Annotated in this window: 17 protein-coding genes; 6 read left to right on the top strand and 11 right to left on the bottom strand. The window is 71.1% G+C overall.

Going from position 1 to position 15,668, the window contains the following annotated elements:
• The first annotated feature begins 39 nt into the window (after window positions 1-39).
• The 5 genes from PIQ37_RS16505 to PIQ37_RS16485 are packed head-to-tail and all read left to right on the top strand — an operon-like array spanning window position 40 to window position 3,576.
• Window positions 40-774, top strand: coding sequence for a DUF6776 family protein (locus PIQ37_RS16505; protein WP_043093568.1), 735 nt, complete (start codon window positions 40-42; stop codon window positions 772-774).
• Window positions 775-781: 7 nt separating this feature from the next.
• Window positions 782-1,231 carry a bactofilin family protein gene (locus PIQ37_RS16500; RefSeq protein WP_017908989.1) on the top strand — a complete coding sequence of 150 codons (450 nt, stop codon included), beginning with the start codon at window positions 782-784 and terminating at the stop codon, window positions 1,229-1,231.
• 31 nt (window positions 1,232-1,262) lie between these two features.
• Window positions 1,263-1,649, top strand: a complete 387-nt coding sequence (gene erpA, locus PIQ37_RS16495) for an iron-sulfur cluster insertion protein ErpA (protein ID WP_017908990.1) — start codon at window positions 1,263-1,265, stop codon at window positions 1,647-1,649.
• A gap of 48 nt (window positions 1,650-1,697) precedes the next feature.
• Entirely contained in the window at window positions 1,698-2,627 is a 930-nt protein-coding gene (gene nudC, locus PIQ37_RS16490; protein ID WP_342074290.1) for an NAD(+) diphosphatase, read from the top strand.
• A gap of 52 nt (window positions 2,628-2,679) precedes the next feature.
• Entirely contained in the window at window positions 2,680-3,576 is an 897-nt protein-coding gene (locus PIQ37_RS16485; protein ID WP_342074289.1) for a hypothetical protein, read from the top strand.
• Window positions 3,577-3,795: 219 nt separating this feature from the next.
• Here PIQ37_RS16485 and PIQ37_RS16480 read toward each other — a convergent pair whose 3' ends face one another.
• The 8 genes from PIQ37_RS16480 to PIQ37_RS16445 all read right to left on the bottom strand — a co-directional run bounded on the left by PIQ37_RS16480 (window position 3,796) and on the right by PIQ37_RS16445 (window position 9,750).
• On the bottom strand, window positions 3,796-4,203 hold the full coding sequence (locus PIQ37_RS16480) for a DUF2752 domain-containing protein (RefSeq protein ID WP_342074288.1): 408 nt from the start codon (window positions 4,201-4,203) through the stop codon (window positions 3,796-3,798).
• 5 nt (window positions 4,204-4,208) lie between these two features.
• Window positions 4,209-4,559 carry a CD225/dispanin family protein gene (locus tag PIQ37_RS16475; protein WP_242160207.1) on the bottom strand — a complete coding sequence of 117 codons (351 nt, stop codon included), beginning with the start codon at window positions 4,557-4,559 and terminating at the stop codon, window positions 4,209-4,211.
• Window positions 4,560-4,637: 78 nt separating this feature from the next.
• Window positions 4,638-5,060, bottom strand: a complete 423-nt coding sequence (locus PIQ37_RS16470) for a DUF2752 domain-containing protein (protein ID WP_342074287.1) — start codon at window positions 5,058-5,060, stop codon at window positions 4,638-4,640.
• A 58-nt stretch (window positions 5,061-5,118) separates the two neighbouring features.
• The gene (locus PIQ37_RS16465) at window positions 5,119-5,400 is read right to left on the bottom strand and encodes a CD225/dispanin family protein (protein ID WP_342074286.1); all 282 of its coding nucleotides are present in this window, start codon (window positions 5,398-5,400) and stop codon (window positions 5,119-5,121) included.
• 46 nt (window positions 5,401-5,446) lie between these two features.
• A complete protein-coding gene (locus tag PIQ37_RS16460) occupies window positions 5,447-5,746 on the bottom strand; it encodes a CD225/dispanin family protein (protein ID WP_048489319.1) in 300 nt (99 codons plus the stop codon).
• Window positions 5,747-5,840: 94 nt separating this feature from the next.
• A complete protein-coding gene (locus tag PIQ37_RS16455; RefSeq protein WP_342074285.1) occupies window positions 5,841-7,763 on the bottom strand; it encodes an MFS transporter in 1,923 nt (640 codons plus the stop codon).
• 27 nt (window positions 7,764-7,790) lie between these two features.
• Window positions 7,791-8,735 carry a LysR family transcriptional regulator gene (locus PIQ37_RS16450; RefSeq protein ID WP_342074284.1) on the bottom strand — a complete coding sequence of 315 codons (945 nt, stop codon included), beginning with the start codon at window positions 8,733-8,735 and terminating at the stop codon, window positions 7,791-7,793.
• A gap of 88 nt (window positions 8,736-8,823) precedes the next feature.
• On the bottom strand, window positions 8,824-9,750 hold the full coding sequence (locus PIQ37_RS16445) for a hypothetical protein (RefSeq protein WP_342074283.1): 927 nt from the start codon (window positions 9,748-9,750) through the stop codon (window positions 8,824-8,826).
• Between the two features lie 214 nt (window positions 9,751-9,964).
• On the opposite strand from PIQ37_RS16445, the gene PIQ37_RS16440 reads away from it, so the two are divergent.
• Complete coding sequence (locus PIQ37_RS16440; RefSeq protein WP_342074282.1) at window positions 9,965-11,176, top strand: MFS transporter; 1,212 nt, start codon at window positions 9,965-9,967, stop codon at window positions 11,174-11,176.
• On the opposite strand, the gene yccS is transcribed toward PIQ37_RS16440, so the two are convergent.
• From yccS to purD, 3 genes are all read right to left on the bottom strand, one after another.
• The gene (gene yccS / locus PIQ37_RS16435) at window positions 11,121-13,343 is read right to left on the bottom strand and encodes a YccS family putative transporter (RefSeq protein ID WP_342074327.1); all 2,223 of its coding nucleotides are present in this window, start codon (window positions 13,341-13,343) and stop codon (window positions 11,121-11,123) included. The genes PIQ37_RS16440 and yccS overlap by 56 nt on opposite strands.
• A 65-nt stretch (window positions 13,344-13,408) precedes the next feature.
• Window positions 13,409-14,086 carry a uracil-DNA glycosylase family protein gene (locus PIQ37_RS16430; protein ID WP_342074281.1) on the bottom strand — a complete coding sequence of 226 codons (678 nt, stop codon included), beginning with the start codon at window positions 14,084-14,086 and terminating at the stop codon, window positions 13,409-13,411.
• Window positions 14,087-14,338: 252 nt separating this feature from the next.
• Entirely contained in the window at window positions 14,339-15,628 is a 1,290-nt protein-coding gene (purD, locus tag PIQ37_RS16425) for a phosphoribosylamine--glycine ligase (RefSeq protein ID WP_342074280.1), read from the bottom strand.
• Window positions 15,629-15,668 lie beyond the last annotated feature (40 nt).

The following is a 15,668-nucleotide window of genomic DNA, read 5'->3' as shown; positions in this document are numbered from 1 at the left end:
GATCGACGCCGGCGCCGCCTCGGTGGCGCGGCAGCGCGCATGAACCGACCCGTTCCCCGTTTCCAGATCGTGGCCAATGGCGCCGCGCCCCGCCGTGGCCGCGGGCTGTGGTTGCTGCTCGCCGGGCTGTGGCTGCTGTCGCTGGCCCTGACCTGGTGGCTGGCCAGCCGCCAGGCCGCGCCGCGGCTCGGTGCGGTCAGCGCGCAGTTGCGCGAGGCCGAACGCAACCTGCAGGCGCAGCAGCGGCAGATCGAGACGCTCAACCAGCGCCAGGCGACCCTGGCCCGCTCCGACCAGATCAGCCGCGCCGCCAACAACGAGGTGCAGAGTTCGCTGGCAGAGCGCGACGAGGAGATCGCCGGGCTGCGTGCCGATGTGGCGTTCTACGAGCGCCTGGTCGGCGCGACCAGCCAGCGCAAGGGCCTGAGCGTGCATTCGGTGGAGTTCTCCGCCGAGGCCGGCGGCACCTGGCGCTACAACGTGGTGCTGACCCAGAACCTCAACCGCGGCGCGATCAGCCAGGGGCAGCTGCGGCTGACCGTGGAAGGCGTGCGCGGCGGCAAACTGACCAGCGTCGGCTGGGACGAACTGCACCAGAAGACCGGTGTGCCCGGGCAGGACTACTCGTTCCGCTACTTCCAGCAACTGGACGGCAGCGTGATCCTGCCCAAGGGCTTCACCCCGCAACGGGTGCGGGTGGCATTGAGCGGCGGCGGGGCGCCGGTCAGCCAGACCTTCGATTGGACATTGGCCGGTAACGGCAAAGGGGAATAATCAGCCTATGTTTGGGAACAAGAACAGCCGCAACAGCGGCCAGACCGTGGTCGATACGCTGATCGGCGCGCAGGTGGTGATCCGCGGCGACCTGGTGTTCAGCGGCGGCCTCTACGTGGAAGGGCGCATCCTCGGCAAGGTCGTGGCCGAAGACGGTGCGCCGGCCACGCTGACCCTGTCCGAGCACGGCAGCATTGAGGGCGAGGTGCGCGCACCGGTGGTGATCATCAACGGCCAGCTGATCGGCGACGTGCATGCCGCCGAGCGCGTGGAACTGGCGTCGAAGGCGCGGGTGCAGGGCAACGTGCACTACCAGGTGGTGGAGATGAACGCCGGCGCGCAGCTGACCGGGCGCCTGATCCACGCCGGCAGCCTCGCCGCACTGGCGCCGCCGGAAGCGCACCGCGAGGCCGCCGGCGACGCCGAGCCGCCGCGCGCGCTCACCGCCGAGGCTTGATTCGGGCGTCCGCCGTCCCCATTCTCCCGCCATGAGCACTCTCGTCTCCCTGCCCGGCGCCGCGCCCACGCCCGACTACCAGTCCCTGGACCGGCCGTTGAACTTCACCGCGGCCGCTGCGGCCAAGGTGCGCGAGCTGATCCGCGAGGAAGGCAACGACGCGCTGGCGCTGCGCGTCTACATCCAGGGCGGCGGCTGTTCCGGCTTCCAGTACGGCTTCGAGTTCGACGAGAACCGCGCCGAGGACGACCTGGCGGTGCAGACCGACCAGGTCACCCTGCTGGTCGACCCGCTCAGCCTGCAATACCTGATGGGCGCGGAAGTGGATTACAGCGAAGGCCTGCACGGGGCGCAGTTCGTGATCCGCAATCCCAACGCCAAGACCACCTGCGGGTGCGGCAGCAGCTTCAGCGTGTAGACACGCTGCGGCTTGCGGGACGCACGGTTTGCCTGCACCCTGCGGCGCATGTCCGATCCGACGCCTGCCTCTTTCGCCTTCGCCGGTCCTGCGATCGACCGTGCCGATGCCGTACGCAACGACACGGCCGCGCTGCGCCAGGCCTGGGAACAGGCCCGGGTGCTGGTGCTGGAAGCCGATGGCCAGGCGCATGCCGATGCCGACGGTCGCCCGCTGATCGCCAGCGCCGCCGCCCTGGGTGCGCTGGCAGAGCAGGCCATCTTCCTTGGCCTGGACCAGGACCAGGCCTGGTTCGCGCTGGCCGCCGACGCGCTGCCGCAGGCGCTGGCGCCGCCGCAGCGCATCGACCTGCGCCGCGCCGCGGCCGAATGGCCGGCGCCGGAGGCGGGCCTGTTCGCCTATGCCCGCGCGATGCTGCACTGGCAATCGCGCACGCGCTTCTGCGGCGTGTGCGGCGGCACCATCGCGTTGCAGCGCGGCGGCTTCCTCGGCGTCTGCACGCAGTGCGCCAGCGAACACTATCCGCGGGTGGATCCGGCGGTGATCGTCGCGGTCAGCGATGGCCGGCGCCTGCTGCTGGGGCGCCAGGCGAGCTGGCCGGCGCGGCGCTATTCGGTGATCGCCGGCTTCGTCGAGCCCGGCGAATCGCTGGAACAGACGGTGGCGCGCGAGGTGGCCGAAGAGACCCAGGTGCGGGTGCGGCCCGGCAGCTGCCGTTACTACGGCGCGCAGCCGTGGCCGTTCCCTGGCGCGCTGATGCTGGGCTTCAGTGCGCAGGCGGAGGCGGACACGCCGCAGGTCGACGGCGAACTGGAGGACGCGCGCTGGTTCGAGCGCGAGGAGGTCGGTGCCGCGCTGGCGCGCCTGGCGGCGCAGGGCGACAGTGCCGACGACGGCCACGGCCTGCGCCTGCCGCCGCGCATCTCCATCGCCCGCGCGCTGATCGAGGATTGGTACCGGCACGGCGCGCCGGCCTGACCGCGCCGGCACGTTCCGCGCATCCGCTTCAGAACGGTCCCGGAGGACCTGCATGTTCACGACCCTCGTCGCTGTGATCGTCGCCCTGGTGCTGGGCCATGTCGCGCCCGGCATGGTGGCCTCGTTGCGCCGCTTCGACGCCTTCGGCGACTGGCTGAGCTGGCTGGACACGCATGCCGGCGAGGGCAGCGCCTGGCGCGGCCGCTACGGCATCGCGCTGGCGCTGCTGCCGCCGCTGCTGCTGGTCGGCCTGCTGCAGTGGCTGCTGGCGGCGCCGCACCTGGGCCTGCTGACCCTGCTGTTCGGGATCGTGGTGCTGGCCTTCAGCTGGGGCCCGCGCGACCTGGACACCGACGTCGAAGCGATCATCGACGCCGATGACGCCAGCGCGCGACGCCTGGCGGTGGCGCAACTGCAGGCCGATGGCGGGCCGCTGCGTGAGGATCCGGCCGGGCTGGTCGAGGCGGTGGCGGTCAGCGCGCTGCGGCGCTGGTTCGCGGTGCTGTTCTGGTTCCTGTTGTTGGGGCCGTTCGGTGCGCTGGGTTATCGGCTGCTGGCGCTGGCCGCGGTCGGTCCCTATGCCTCGCGGCTGCCGCCGGCCACCGCCGCCGGCGCGCGCGCGTTGCTGGCGGCGCTGGAATGGCCGGTGGCGCACCTGATGACCTTCTCGCTGGCCCTGGTCGGCAATTTCGAGGCGGTGTTCGGCGCCTGGCGCGCCGCCGGCGGCAAGCGGTGGCAACTGGACACCGGCTTCCTCGGGCCGGTGGCCTGTGCCAGCGTGCGCGGCGAACTCGATGCCGAGGCGCACGACTACAGCGACGCGGGCATGGTGGTGCCGGCGCTGCGGCGCCTGCCCGAACTGCGCGATGCGATGAGCCAGGTGTGGCGGGTGCTGCTGCTGTGGCTGGTGCTGCTGGCGCTGCTGGTGATCGCCGGCTGGGTCAGCTGAGGCCGCTCTCGACACAGGTCATCTCTGACAACCTGCTTCTGCCACGCATGACGTTGGCGCGTAGGAGCGGCTGCAGCCGCGACGCGCTTACCGGGAACGCTCTTCGCGGCTGAAGCCGCTCCTACGGGACGCGTCCCGACGTGATGAGAGCTGCCCATCAGCCGTGTCGGCAGGTGCCAGCCTGCTACCCGACACGAAGAGGCGGATGCGGCGGGCCGGCTAGTGCGGCGCCAGCAGGGTGAACGGGAACCACGGCAGGTTGCGCGCGATCCAGTAGCCCGGCAGCGCGACCAGCCAGAAATTCGGCCGCGAGACCACGCCCACGACTGGCGCGAACCAGGCCGCGCGCCAGCCGGCCTTCCAGGCGATCAGGCCCGGCAGCAGGGCCAGGCCCAGCATCGCGCCGGGATTCATCGCGAAGGCGCCGACCGGGTCCAGGTGCACCAGCGCGTGCAGGGCACGGGTCATGCCGCAGCCCGGGCAGTAGTAGCCGGTGAGCGCATGGAACATGCACGGCGCGAACGGGTTGTTCGCGGCATTGGGGTCGAAGCGGTACAACAGCGTGGCGCCGCCGGCCGCGAGTGCGGCGGCGGCGCCCAGGCACGCCCGTTGTTGCCAGGCGCGCATGCCGATCAGCTCGCGTGCTGGATCTGCTGCATGTAGTCCATGTAGCTCTGCATGCCGCCGGTGGCGAGCATGACCACGTTGATCAGCAGGCCGATGATGGCCAGCGCGGTGGTCACCCAGCACCAGGTCTTGGCGGTGTTGGAGGCGCGGCGCGCGCCCTCCAGGTCGCCCTGGTTGAGCAGGCCGTTGACCTTGCTGGAGAACACGATGGCGACGATGCCGGTGATCAGCGCCGGGCAGCACAGGCAGAAACCGAGCACCGTCGAGATGATCGCCCAGGCCAGGTGATTGGGGACCGGACCGGGGACGCCGGAGGCGGGAGGCGGCGGGGGCGCGACGGGGCTGACGGTACTCATGTGGATCTCCTTGATGGGTGGTGCACGGCAGTTGCTGAGTCTAGACGAGTCGCTGCGGTGTGCGGGTGTGGCAGGCCGTCAGTGCGGCGCGAGCAGGGTGAAGGGAGACCAGGGCAGGTTGCGCAGCAGCGCGTAGCCGAGCAGCACCCACAGCCACAGCCGCGGGTCGGCGAGGATCTTCAGCAGCGGCGCCAGCGGGCGCAGGCGCAGGCCGGCGGCGTTGAGCGCCATGATCGCCAGCAGCGGCAGTGCCACCACCAGCAGGGGATTGCTGGTCCAGGCGTGAGCCAGGTCCAGATGCACCAGCGCGTGCAGGCAGCGGGTGCTGCCGCAGCCGGGGCAATACAGGCCGGTGAGGGCGCGGAACGGGCAGCCCGGCAGCGGATTGCCGGGGACGTTGGGATCGACCCGACGCAGCACCACGGTGGCGAACACCGCGGCGCCGCTCAGTGCGGCCAGCGGCAGCCAGCGGGGCAGGGACTGCAGACGCGGCAGGGACATGGCAGGGAGGCGCTCGCGTGTGGCCGGCCGCCGTCGCAGGCGACGGCGGCCGCGGTGCTCAGGACGCCGAGGCCTGCTGCATCATGCCCAGGCCGCCGAGGGCGAAGATGAAGATCATGTACAGCACGATCAGCACCACCGAGGTGATCGCCGAGTAGATCGCCCACTTCTTGGCCTTGTCCGCCGACTCGCGCGCGCCGGTCACGTCGCCCGCGGCGAGCTTGGTGTTGACCTGTGCGGCGTAGACGATGGACACGATGCCCAGCGGCAGGCAGCAGAACAGCGTGGTCAGGATCGCCCAGACGAGGTTGTTGGACACTTGCGGTGCGGTGGTATTCATCCGTGTTGCTCCGGTGGTTGGGTGGTGAAACGGGAAACGCCCAGGGTCAGTGGCTGGTCAGGCTGCCGAGGAAGGCCAGGCCGCCGAACAGCAGGAACCACAACGCCATCAGGATCGGCAGCGCGAACGCGGACCACATCGCCCACAGGCCGGCCTTGCGCGAGGCCTCGCGTGCGCCGGCGATGTCGCCCGCGGCGCGGCGGCCATCCACCTGCGAGGCGTAGACGATGGAGACGATGCCCAGCGGCAGGCAGCAGAACAGCGTGGAGAGGATGGCCCAGACGAGATTGTTGGGCACATAGACGCCCGTCGCGTTGGGCGCTGGTGGTGGTACGACCTGATTCACTGTCCTCGGTCCTTCGCAATGGACGCCGCTGCTTGTGGCGTCTCCCCTCCGGGTAATTTACCCGAAGCGCGCGCCCGCGGCACCTGCGCCGCGCTCAGGCGGCGTCGCCGCGCAGCCGCCGCACGTGGGCTTCCAGGGTCTCGGCGGTGGCCTGCGCGCCGGCCACCGGCGCATCGGCGATCACCTCGACATGCGCGCGGAAGCGCCGCGGCACGCGCATGCGCCGCAACCGCGAATCGCGCTTGCTCCACATGCTGGTCCACATGTTGCGCAACGCCATCGGCACCACCGGCACCGCGCGGCGCGCCAGGATCTTCTCCACGCCGGACTTGAACGCGGCGATCTCGCCGTCCTTGGTCAGCGCGCCCTCGGGGAAGATGCACACCAGTTCGCCTTCGGCCAGCGCGGCGTCGATGGCGTCGAACGCGCGCTGCATCAGCTCGGGATCTTCGCGCGCGCCGGCGATCGGGATCGCCTTGGCGGTGCGGAAGATCCAGCGCATCACCGGAATGTTGAAGATGCGGTAGTACATGACGAAGCGCACCGGCCGCGGGATCGCCGCCGCCAGCACCAGTGCGTCCATGTAGCTGACGTGGTTGCACACGATCAGCGCGGCCCCTTCCTCGGGCACGTGACGTTCGACCCCGTGCAGGCGCAGCCGGTACAGCGTGCGCACCATCACCCAGCTGAGGAAGCGCATAAGGAATTCGGGGACGATGCTGAAGATCCAGATCGCCACCAGCGCGTTGGCGATGGCCAGCGCCAGGAACACCTGCGGGATGCTCAGCCCGGGCATCGGGATGCGCGTGCCGAACAGCTGCAGCTGCTGCATCTGCAGGGCGATGCCGATCATCGCCGCCAGCACGATGAACAGCGAGTTCTGGATGTTGAGCCCGGCGATGACGCGCGACAGCTCCGCCTTCGGCGTGCGGCTCTGGATCAGCGCGAACAGCGGCACCACGAACAGGCCGGTGCACAGGCCGATGCCGACCAGGTCGAGCATGATCCGCCAGCTGCCGGCCTGGTGCACGAACTGGCCGATGCCCAGGCCGGTCTGCAGCGCGGCGCCGGGCCGGGCGAAATACAGGTCGAGCATGAAGGCGCTGATGCCGAACGCGCCCAGCGGCACCAGGCCGATTTCCACGGTGCGCCCGGACAGCTTCTCGCACAGCAGCGAGCCGGTGCCGGTGCCGATCGAGAACAGCGCCAGGGCGAAGATGTACAGGTCCTGCGCGCCGCCCAGGTTGAGTTCGGCGTAGGTCGGCAACTGCGCGGTGAGCACGGTGCCGACGAACCAGAACCAGGACACGCCGAGCACGGCGTTGCGCACCGCCAGCTGGCGCCGGGTCAGGCGCATGATCGCCAGCGATTCCGGCAGCGGGTTCCAGTTGATCTTCAGCTCGGGCGCGCCGGCGTCGACCCTGGGGATGCAGCGCGCCACCAGATTGCCGGTGACCGCCAGCGCCACCACCGCGGTGGCCGCGGCCACCGGCCCGTGGTCGCCGGCGATCTGGAAGATCAGCCCGCCCAGGATCATGCCGCACAGGATCGAGATCGAGGTGCCCATCTCGACCAGGCCGTTGCCGCCGGTCAGTTCCTCCGGCTTGAGCACTGACGGCAGGATCGAATACTTCACCGGCCCGAACAGGGTCGATTGCAGGCCGGTGCAGAACAGCGCCACCAGCAGCACCGCCATGTTCTCGGTCAGGAAGCCGACCGCGGCCAGCGACATGATGCCGATCTCCATCGTGGTGGTGATGACCACCAGCCGCGATTTCTCCAGCTTCTCGGCGATCTGCCCGGCCAGCGAGGAGAACAGGAAGTACGGCAGGATGAACAGCGCCGGTGCCAGGTTGGTGTACAGCGTGCGCTGCTCCGGCGTCACGCCCAGATAGAACAGCAGGCCGATGATCGCCTGCCGGTACACGTTGTCGTTGAAGGCGCCCAGCGCCTGGACCACGAAGAACGGCAGAAAGCGGCGTTGCCGCAGCAGGGCGAACTGGCTGTGGGCGGACATGCAGGCTCCTTTGCGAACGCGCGCAGCCTAGCAGGTTCGCCGCGCGCGCAGGCGTGGCGCGCGACGGCCCGCTCCGGGGCTGTCCGGCGCGGCCTGCAGGGCGTCGCGTCGCGCGCGCAGCAGGGCGATGAAGGCGCGCGCGGCCGGGGTCGGGTCCGGCCGCCACACGGCGTAGGTGAGGAAGCGGAAGCGCTCGCGCAGCGCCACCGTGGCCACGCCGTGCATGCCGGTGGCCATGGTCTGCGGCACCACCGCCAGGCCCAGGTCCTCGGCCACCAGTTGCCGCTGCAGGTCGGCGTGGGTGACCTCGTACTGCAGGCGCTGGCGCAGGCCGGCGGCGGCGAAGGCGCGGTCGATGATGCCGCGCACGCCGGCACCGGGGATCAGCCCGGCCATCGGCGCGTCCTCCAGTTCGCGCAGCGAGACCTCGCGCCGCGTGGCGAAGCGGTTGCCCGGCGCGGCGATCAACGCCAGCGGCTCCTCGTGCAGCAGCAGGTGCTGCGGCGGCAGCGCCACGTGCGGGCCGACCCCGACCAGGGCCACGTCGAGCCGGCCTTCGCCCAGGTCCAGCAGCAGCGCATCGCTCATGCCGGTGCGCAGGTGCACGTCCACCGCGCTGTGCGCCTCGCGGAACTGGCGCAGCGCCGCCGGCACCTGCACTGCGTTCAACGAGGAGATCTGGCCGATCTGCAGGCGGCCGCGCACCGTGCCCAGGGTCTGCGCCATTTCCTCGTGCAGGCGCTCGGCCGCGCGCAGGGTGGCGCGCGCGTTGTGCAGGAATACCTCGCCGGCGGCGGTGGCGCGCACCTGCCGCGCGCCGCGCTCGAACAGCCGCGCGCCCAGCGCCTGCTCGATCTTGGCGATCTGGTGACTCAGCGCCGACTGCACGGTGTGGCAGCGGCGCGCGGCGGCGGTGAAGCTGCCTTCCTCGGCGACGGCGACGGCGAATTCGAGCTGGCGCAGGGTCAGCATGGCGCTGCTTGGCGCGCGCCGTGGCGATGCCGCAGCCGATCCGCGCCGGGGCTGCATGCGCCACGCGCCGTCTGTCGCAGCGGCCGCCTCATGCTGTGCGCCCGAGCCGCTTGCGCCATTGCTGGCGCAGCCACAGGCGGATGTTGTAGCGGCGCTTGCGGCTCATGAACGGGTAGCGCAGGGTGATGCCGAGCAGGCCGCGCAGCGTGTCGAGCCGCGGCGCCCGTGCGGGCAAGGCGTCGCAGCGCACCGAGATGCGGTCGCAGCCGGCGTCGTGGGTGCGGTGGATGACGTCGGCGCGCATGATCAGCAGGTCGCCGACCGCGAGTTGCGGCACCACCTTGTGCGCTTCCAGGTCGACGCCGATCTTCCAGCCGGGGCTGGCGTCGTGCAGGTCCTCGATCGCGAACCAGTCGCCGATGGCGAGGGCCTCGCCCGGAAAGCGCAGCCGGAACCAGTCCAGCGTGTCGGCCTCCACGCAGCGGAAGCGCAGCGCGCCGCGGCCCTGGATGCGCTGGTGCAGCTGCGGATCCAGGCGCGCGACCACGTCGTCGGCGACGATGGCCACGTTGGCTAGGCCGGCATCGGGCTTGCGCACCGGCATGTAGCAGATCAGGTAGTTGCGGTGGTCGCCATGCAGGAAATAGCTGAAGTGGTCCAGGTGCCAGTTGAGCGCGCCGCCCGGCGCGGTCTTCGGATCGCGGTGCTGGTCGAACGGCAGGCGCAGGCTCGGCGCGGCATGGCTTTCGCGGATGCGGATGGCGCAGTAGCCGAAGCGGTCGACGGCGATCGCCAGGCCCATGGCCGCGGCCACCGCCGGCACTGTCGCGGCGATGCGCGCCTGGATGCGCTGCATGTCCGCCGCGGGCAGGTCGCCGATCACGCCGTCGTGGAACTTCTCGGCGCCTTCCAGGAAGCGCAGCAGGCTGTCGGGAATGTCGCCGTCGCCCAGGAAGCCGCGGACCACCGCATACCCGTGCTGGTGCAGCGCCTCGGCGATGTCGGTGCTGGGCATGGTGCGGGTTCCTTCGGAGCGGGGGCGGTGGTGGGGCGGCGCTCCAGTCCGGACGCAGCCTGCGTTCGAAGCGGCGGCGCTGGCGAACCGGCCGGCCTGTCGGCGCGGGAATCACGCTATCTCAAAAACAGATGGCAGTGGTGAAAAAAATGCGTTTGAACGATTGCTGCCGCCGCCACAGACTGCGCCCCTCCCCACGATCCGGTGTCCGTCCATGGAAACGACCTCGCATCCGCCGATGCGCCGCGGCCTGGTGCTGCTGATGGCGACCGCCACCGGCCTGGCGGTGGCCAGCAACTACTACGCGCAGCCGCTGCTGGAGGTGCTGGCGCAGACCTTCGCCATCGACGTGCGTCGCGCTGGCGCGGTGGTTACCACCGCGCAGCTGGCCTATGCCGCCGGCCTGCTGTTCCTGGTGCCGCTGGGCGACCGCTTCGAGCGCCGCAGCCTGATCGTCGGTCTGTATGCGCTCAGCGCGGTCGGCCTGCTGGTCAGCGCGATGGCCCACAGCTTCGCGCTGCTGCTGCTCGGCACCCTGATCACCGGGCTGAGCTCGGTGGCGGCGCAGATCCTAGTGCCGTTCGCCGCCACCCTGGCCGCGCCGCACGAGCGCGGCCGGGTCATCGGCACGGTGATGAGCGGGCTGCTGCTGGGCATCCTGCTGGCGCGCACGGTGTCCGGCCTGCTGGCCGGCGTCGGCGGCTGGCACACCGTGTACTGGGTGGCCGCGGCGCTGATCCTGGTGGCCTCGGGCCTGCTGTGGCGCGGCCTGCCGCGGCACCCGGGCAACCCGCACCTGTCCTATCCGCACCTGATCGGCTCGGTGCTGGCGCTGCTGCGCGACGAGCCGGTGCTGCGCGCACGCTCGGTGCTGGGCGGGCTGCTCTTCGCCGGCTTCAGCATGTTCTGGACCACCCTGGCGTTCCTGCTGTCCGGCCCGGACTACCGCTACGGCACCGCGACCATCGGCCTGTTCGGGCTGATCGGCGCGGCCGGCGCGTTCGCCGCCAATCTCTCCGGCAAGCTGTCCGACCGCGGCGCCGGCCACTGGGTCGGCTGGGGTGGCCTGGTCATGCTGCTGCTGTCGTGGCTGTTGCTGCTCGGCGCGCCGCACTCGCTGTGGTTGCTGATCGCCGGGGTGGTGTTGCTGGACGTGGCGGTGCAGGGCGTGCACATCGGCAACCAGAGCGTGATCTACCAACTGGATCCGGCCGCGCGCAACCGCATCACCTCGGCCTACGTCACCTGCTACTTCATCGGCGGTGCGGTCGGGTCCAGCCTCGGCACCGCAGCCTACGCCTACGCCGGCTGGCGCGGGGTGGCGATCGGCGGTGCGGCGCTGGCGGTGGCGGCCTTGCTGTGGATGGGCATCAGCGTGCGGCCGGCGCGGCCAGCACCGGCGCCGGCGGCGCCGGAGCGGCGCTGACCGCCTGCGCGGCGGCACGCAGCTTGGGCAGCAGGCGCAGGGTCAGGGCGAGCTGGTTGCGCACCAGCCGGCGCTTGGCCTCGTCGATGCCGTCCTCGCGCTCCAGCGCGTCGGCCAGTGCGATCTCGGCGGGTTCGTCGGCGGCCGGCAGCGCGCGCCGCTCGGCCAGCGCGTCGGCCAGTGCGCCCAGCGCCTGCGGCAGGTAATCGCCGGCGCGGGCGATGTCCGGGTCGGTCTCGCCGGCCAGCGCGGCGCGGTGCGCGCCCAGCGCCGACAGGTAGCCGAGCAAGGTGTTGGAGAGGGCCAGGAAGCGGAAGCCGGCGTCCAGGTTGCGGCGGTAGCGGCCGGGCTCGCGCAGCATGTTCGACAACGCCACCGACAGCGCGGCGTCGGCGTTGTGCATGTCGCGGCGGGCGATGCGGTAGGGCAGGTCGTCGCGCATGCCGCTGCGGTACTGCTCCAGCACCTGCGCCAGATAGCGCGCGCTGCTGGACAGCACCGTCGCCAGCACCTGGTTGAGGCGCCGGCCCTGCCAGTCCGGCAGGATCAGGAACGAGGCGGCCGCGGCGATCGCGCAGCCGATCAGGGTGTCGAGCAGGCGCGGCCAGATCAGCATGAAGCCGTCGCCGATCAGGTTGAAGCAGAACAGCGCCATCACCGTGATCGCCGCGGTGGCAAGCATGTAGCGGTCGGTGCGGGTGACGAAGAACACCAGCGTGCCGAGCAATGCGAACAGCAACTGCAGCTCGGTGCCGGGGAACAGCTGCATCAGCGCCCAGGCCGCGCCCAGGCCGATGAGGGTGCCGGCGATGCGCTGGGCCAGGCGCAGGCGGGTGGCGCCGTAGTTGGGCCGGCACACGAAGGCGGTGGTCAACAGGATCCAGTAGCCGTTGCTGGCGTGGATCGACTGCATGATGGCGTAGCCCACCACCAGCGCGATGGCCATGCGCAGGCCGTGCCGGAACAGCACCGAGCCGGGCGTGAGCTGCTGGCCGATGCGCCGCAGCATTTCGCGCAGGGTATGCGGCGAGGAGTCGCGCAGGCGGGTGTCGAGGGTGTCGCTGGTGGTGTCCGATTGCGCGGCCTCGGCCAGGCGCCGCTCGATGCTGTGCAGGTTGGTCACCAGCAGTTCCAGCGAACCGAGCAGCCGCGCCTGCCGTGGGTCGGCGCGGGCGTGTAGGAAATCCAGCGACTCGCGCAGGTCGGTGGTGGCCTGCTGGGTCTGCTCGCCGTAGTCGAACGGCTGGCGCAGACGGATCGCCTCGCCCAGCGCCGCGCAGGCCTTGCCCTGCAGGGCCAGCAGGCGCTGGCAGCGGTACAGCACGTCGCTGTGGAAGAACGCGTCGGTCAGCGCCTCGTACGGGTAGTGCGAGGAACTGGCGCGCTCGTGGAAGTCCTGCGCCATGTAGTACAGGCGGAAATACAGGCCCGACTGCACGCCGGGCCGGCCGGAGCGGCCGAAGCGGCTGATGATCGCGGTCTTGGCCGCGTTGAGCGCGGCCACCACCTGCGCGTTCTGCTCGGCCAGCGCCAGCCGCCGCGCGTGCAGGTCGCTCTGCCGCACCGGCTCGAACAGGGCCGCCTTGAGCCGCAGGTAGCGGCCCAGCTCCAGGTACAGCCGCGACAGCCGCTCGCGTACCGGCCGGTTGGCGAACAGCACCGTCCACAGCACCGACAGCACCGCGTACCAGCCGGCGCCGAGCAGCAGCAAGGCCACGCCGTGCCAGGCGTTGCCGCCGACATGGCCGTTCTGGGTGCCGTGGTCCAGGCCGATCATCGCGTAGATCGCCAGCGCCACCGTGGCCTGGGCGATGGAGGCGTAGCGTTCGCCGAGCGCGCCGAGCAGGGTCAGGGCGAAGGTGGACAGCGCCAGGCCGGCCGCGAACGGCCACGGATACGGGAACAGCAGTACCACCGCGGCGGCGGCGGCGGCGAAACACAGCAGCGACAGCAGCACCGACTTGATCCGGCCCAGCCAGTTGTCGTCGGTTTCGGCGATGGCGCTGGCGATGGTGCCCAGGAAGATCGCCGGCAGCGCCTCCAGTTGCTGCTGGTGCCAGCACACGCCCATCGCCACCGCCAGCGCGATGAACACGCGCAGCCCGTAGCTGGCCTTTTCATGGGCCCACAGGCGGCTCAGGCGGGTTTCGATCGAGGGGGTCGGCACCGCGCCACGATAACGCACCGTCGCTGTATGCGATCCCCCTCGGGAGGGTGGATGCACGCGGGCGCTCAGACCCCCAGTTGCCGCAGCCGGGCGTCCAGCAGTGCCGGGAAGCGCTTGTACCAGGTCTGGTTGAGTGGCGAGGGGTGCGGCAGCGGATGCAGCACCACGCGGCGGCTGCGGCGGCCGTCCTCGCTGTGCAGCTCGACCTCCGTCTGCGCCTGGAAGCGGTCCTCGCGCGCCCAGAACGCCTCCAGCGCCGCACGCACCTCGCGCGGCTGGTCGATGCCGAACCACAGGAAGGCCTCGCGGCCGAGGGTGAGGATGGCATCGCCGCGCCACTGTTCGAGCAGCAGGCGCCGCATCAACGGGTGGAAGCGCCGCTTCACCGGCATCGACCAGGCCTTGTTGCCCACCGGCTTGTACGGCACGGTGTTGAGCCAGAAGGCGACGCGGCCGGCCTCGAGCCCGGCGGCGAAATCGGGCATCTCCTCGCCGTGGTGCAGGTGCCGGTACAGCGCCTTGCGCACCAGTTGGCCGCCGCTGCCGACGAAGGGCTCGCCGTGCTCCACCTCGCTGCGGCCCGGGTCGCGACCGAGGATGCACACCTTCGCATCGCGGCGGCCCAGGCCGATGATGGGATCGAGCGGATCCTTGCCGCAGGCGGCGTAGGCCGCAGTGTCGATGCCATCGGTCTGCGCGGCGAGCGCGCGGAAGCGGGTGCGGAGGGTGGGGGAGAGGGCCATGGGCATGCGCGAAGCGGTAGAGGATCCAGGCTAGCGCAGGCCCGATGGAGAGTGCGTGGGCGCATTCGTAGGAGCGGCTTCAGCCGCGACCCGGCGTTCCCGGTCATGCCCCTGTCGCGGCTGAAGCCGCTCCTACGGATGTGATGTCAGGGTGCCTTGTGGGAGGGACTTCAGTCCCGACGAGCGAGGGTGTCAGCCGTGCTTTGGGCTTCGCTCGTCGCGGCTGAAGCCGCTCCTGCCCGTGGCGACGTGCTACGCCCCCTGCTCGCGCGCGATCGCACGCCAACCAATGTCGCGGCGGTGGAACTCGCTGGCCCAGTGAATCCGCTCCACGCCGGCGTAGGCGTGCCGTTGCGCCTCGGCCACGCTGTCGCCCAGCGCCGCCACGCACAGCACGCGGCCGCCGGCGCTGAGCACGCGGCCCTGCGCGTCCAGCGTGGTGCCGGCATGAAACACCTTGGCGTTGGCCGGCACCGTGTCCAGGCCGGTGATCGCTTCGCCGGTGACCGGGGTCTCCGGATACGGCGCCGCCGCCAGCACCACGCCCAGCGACGGGCGCGGATCCCACTGCGCCTCGGTCGCGTGCAGGCGTTCGTCGAGCGCGGCCTCGAGCAGGTCGAGCAGGTCCGACTGCAGGCGCAGCATCACCGGCTGCGTTTCCGGGTCGCCGAAGCGCACGTTGAACTCGATCACCTTGGGCGCGCCGCTGGCGTCGATCATCAGCCCGGCGTAGAGGAAACCGGTGAACGGCACGCCGTCGTCGCGCATGCCGCGCACGGTCGGCTCGACCACCTCGCGCATCACCCGCGCGTGCACCTCGGGCGTCACCACCGGCGCCGGCGAATACGCGCCCATGCCGCCGGTGTTGGGGCCGCTGTCGCCGTCGCCCACGCGCTTGTGGTCCTGGCTGGTGGCCATCGGCAGCGCGGTGTGGCCGTCGACCATGGAGATGAAGCTGGCTTCCTCGCCGTCGAGGAACTCCTCGATCACCACGCGCGCACCGGCGTCGCCGAAGGCGTTGCCGGACAGCATGTCGCGCACCGCGGCCTCGGCCTCGTCCAGCGACATCGCCACGATCACGCCCTTGCCGGCGGCCAGGCCGTCGGCCTTGATCACGATCGGCGCGCCCTTGTCGCGGACATAGGCCAGCGCGGCCTCGACCTCGGTGTGCACGGCGTAGAACGCGGTGGGAATGCCGTGGCGCTGCAGGAAATCCTTGGCGTAGGCCTTGCTGCCTTCCAGCTGCGCGGCGGCGGCGCTGGGGCCGAAGATGCGCAGCCCGGCGGCGCGGAAGCGGTCGACCACGCCCAGCACCAGCGGCACTTCCGGGCCGACCACGGTCAGCGCCACGCCTTCGTCCCGGGCCAGCGCCAGCAGCCCGTCGAGGTCGTTGACCTTGACCGGCACGTTGCGGCACTTGGCTTCGCCGGCGGTGCCGGCATTGCCGGGCGCCACCAGCACTTCGTCGACACGGGGGGACTGGGCCAGCTTCCAGGCCAGGGCGTGTTCGCGGCCGCCGGAGCCGATGACGAGCAGTTTCATCGCGGAATTCCAGATTGCAGGGAAAAGGGGAGCGGGTGCA

This window comes from Xanthomonas protegens, assembly GCF_038442435.1.
GTDB lineage: Bacteria > Pseudomonadota > Gammaproteobacteria > Xanthomonadales > Xanthomonadaceae > Xanthomonas_A > Xanthomonas_A sontii.
The sequence above is the reverse complement of the archived record's forward strand: the minus strand, read 5'-3'. Positions and strand labels throughout refer to the sequence as shown.